3 protein-coding genes are annotated in these 2,234 nt (G+C 41.0%); 1 reads left to right on the forward strand and 2 read right to left on the reverse strand.

Annotation, left to right across the window (positions count from 1 at the left end; genetic code table 11):
• The first annotated feature begins 143 nt into the window (after window positions 1-143).
• Entirely contained in the window at window positions 144-689 is a 546-nt protein-coding gene (locus ACVBIO_RS21520) for a radical SAM protein (protein WP_447173424.1), read from the forward strand.
• Between the two features lie 199 nt (window positions 690-888).
• Here the strand turns inward: ACVBIO_RS21520 and ACVBIO_RS21525 are convergent, their stop codons facing one another.
• Both ACVBIO_RS21525 and blaOXA read right to left on the reverse strand, forming a co-directional pair.
• On the reverse strand, window positions 889-1,140 hold the full coding sequence (locus ACVBIO_RS21525; protein WP_447161244.1) for a GlsB/YeaQ/YmgE family stress response membrane protein: 252 nt from the start codon (window positions 1,138-1,140) through the stop codon (window positions 889-891).
• Window positions 1,141-1,305: 165 nt separating this feature from the next.
• Entirely contained in the window at window positions 1,306-2,145 is an 840-nt protein-coding gene (blaOXA, locus tag ACVBIO_RS21530; RefSeq protein ID WP_447173425.1) for a class D beta-lactamase, read from the reverse strand.
• Between the last annotated feature and the right edge of the window lie 89 nt (window positions 2,146-2,234).

Here is a 2,234-nt window from a genome sequence, read left to right on the forward strand (position 1 = left end):
CCATCCAAACTGTGACCTTAATAGCCTCTTGCCCTGGCATGTTGATCTAAGCAAGGCGTAGTTCACCGGGCGCTCACAGTACTGTTACCGATCCCTACCAAAGAGTAGAAAAGCAATACCGGTTAACTCGTGGAATTTTACAAGTGTTTGCAGATAAGAATTATCAAGGTCGAGTGAGTATATTAACCAAATCGCCCATGGTGTTTGACGATGTAGAGCTATTAAGAAAAATTCCGAATGCTGAGGTCGGCATTTCGATCACCACAACGGATGATAAACTAAGCCGTTTTTTAGAAGTTCAAGCTCCCTCAGCAAGCGCCCGATTAAAAACATTAAAAAAGCTCAATGATGCAGGGATAAAGACCTATGTATTTGTTGGGCCATTATTACCCCATATGACTCTGAGACCTGAACTGATCGATAAACTCTTTTTTGAAATCAAACAAACTGGCACAAACGATATAAAGATTGAATACCTAAATTTACCCAAATATGTCCGCCCGAAATTAAATGAATTATTAAAAACAGAGCCGAAAGACGTTCAGGACATTTACGCAACATCTCAACTCCAACAGTATCGAGATGAGATGGAGCCAATGTTAAGAGCTAATCTTGCTAAGCATGGATTAACATTGCGGTTTGATGAAATCATTCATCATACAACCAATCAAAACCTAAAAGAGAAATGAGCTATCAACCAAAACTTAACAACAAAATTTAATTTGAATTGATAAGATGACAGCTCAGTCTTTTAGGCATTTACTTCAGACATTTACGATGGGTTATTGGCTGAGTTAAAAACCTGCCTGACTTGGCTGAATAGAGCTATGGCTCACTCCTCACGAACAGCAAACCTGTCTCTACAGTCAGACCGTTTACACATTGGCATCAAACTTTTTTAATTAAGCTGACAACAAACAGTAATAATACCGCCCCCACTGTCGCGGTAATGATTGCACCAATAAAGCCACCGCTTTCAATACCAAATAAACCAAATACATAACCGCCGACAATCGCACCGATAATACCAATTACAATATTACCGAGTAAACCAAAGCCACCACCTTTGATAATGTTGCCAGCTAACCACCCCGCTATCGCGCCAATGGCTAAGAAAATCAATAATGCTGTAATATCCATGATGTGTGCTCCTTTAATATATGGTTGATAAAAATCAACTATGTTTGAATAACATCAATGAGTATAGTCCAGCCGCAAATGTCAGTGCCGAGTCATTATTATATCGCTTGTTAGTGGTAGCCCATAATTGAGTAATCAGTCAGCGACTCACACGCATTTTATGCTTTAATTTGCTGGTAAGGCTTTTACGGATTGCAAGATCAGCCGTGTGATGGCCTCTCGTTTATAAAGATCCTTTATCCGATTTGGCGTATCAATATTCAACGCAAAAAACACTGGACCAGTTGGCCATTCAACCCAACCTACCCACCAGCCATATTGACCTTGCCAACCCGTTTTAGCCCGTAAAACCCAATCCCTACCCGCTTCAACAATCATAATATCTTTAACTATTAACTGATCAGCCAAATCAAACACTAATTGATTTCGATATAAAGCCTGTAAAAATTCAATTTGTTCTGTGGCTGAGATTGCCAGTTTACCGTCTATCCAATAGCTGCCGCCGTCTGCGGTTACTACCTCAAAGCGCGGGTCAGCATTTCCGTATCCAATTCGCGATAAATATTGCTGCGCCTTTTGCTCACCTATCTGCTCAGCAAAGATGTCGTAAACCCACACCGCCGAATTACGCATGGCTGATCGCAGGTTTTGATCTTGATTATGCGGCGCAAAACTTCGTTTAACGCCATCCCATTTAAACACTTGAAACTCATCAGTGACGATCTTTGAGTCCAGTGCAAACAGGCTGTGGGGAATTTTAAACGTCGATGCTGGAGAGTAGCGTTTAGCGGCCCTTGTCTTATCATAAACCCACTTGTTAGATTGAGTCATAGGATTGACTTGACGTTCATCGACGACAACTATCGTGCCTTTAGCTTCAAATTGATTAAAATACCGCTGCCAATCTGGGCGTTCATCAAGTGCAATTTCTAGCGGGTTTGCCTCTGCAATTAACGGCAAACAAACAGAGGTGACTATAGCGAACAATATCAGACCAGACCTCATAACAGAGCACCTAGAGACTGTAACTAACTTTGTGTAACTGCTTATCAAACTGTACTCTAAAAAGAGTCAAGGATAGGCGTATAATCATG

This window comes from Shewanella sp. 0m-8 (genome assembly GCF_052977265.1).